Source organism: Anaerotignum faecicola (genome assembly GCA_024460105.1).
Taxonomy (GTDB): domain Bacteria; phylum Bacillota; class Clostridia; order Lachnospirales; family Anaerotignaceae; genus JANFXS01.
On sequence record JANFXS010000055.1, the window covers coordinates 1 to 615 of the forward strand.

Here is a 615-nt window from a genome sequence, read left to right on the forward strand (position 1 = left end):
CTCCAGTGGTTTCAAATTCCAATATAACAATTTCCTTTTTTGCTTCCAGAATCTGCAGGATCGCTCCTTTTATGGCATTACCAGACTGATCCTGTTTATGAATCCGCACTCTGGTCACATCGTTTCTCATTTCCACCAGATCCACGCTTCCGTCTTCGCTCACGGTAAAAGGGACCTCCTCCGCATAAGCGTACCCTGATTCAGGAGTTTCTTCACACAGATAATACGTTTTTCCGGCAGTAAGCTTTGCTGTAATTTCATGGGGCTTCTCACCTGAAATCCAGCGTTCCAGGACCTTCCCCCCTTCATCACGGACAGCCATATGGTTTCCCGGAAGTTCCTGGCTCCCGGTAAGAGCTTTTTTTGACAGCACCACATGAGTCGGACGGTCAGCCATCACCACGATTTGCCGGTTTCCGTCCCTGTCCACAGTAAACGGTACATCTTCCGCCAGCGCATAGCCATCGCGCGGTTTCACTTCATGCAGCCAGTATTCACCGCCCGCTGTCAGCTGACCGGTTATGCTCTTAAACTCCTGTGACGTGGTAAAGATCAGTTCTTCCCCTTCTTTAAATCCCGAAAAGTCTCTTACCGCTTTTGCAGGACTTTTATCTT

General features: G+C 48.9%; 1 protein-coding gene. It reads right to left on the minus strand.

Annotated features, from left to right (window positions below):
- Positions 1-615 (minus strand): SpaA isopeptide-forming pilin-related protein (locus tag NE664_12695; GenBank protein MCQ4727494.1); only part of this gene is annotated, 615 nt, incomplete at both ends.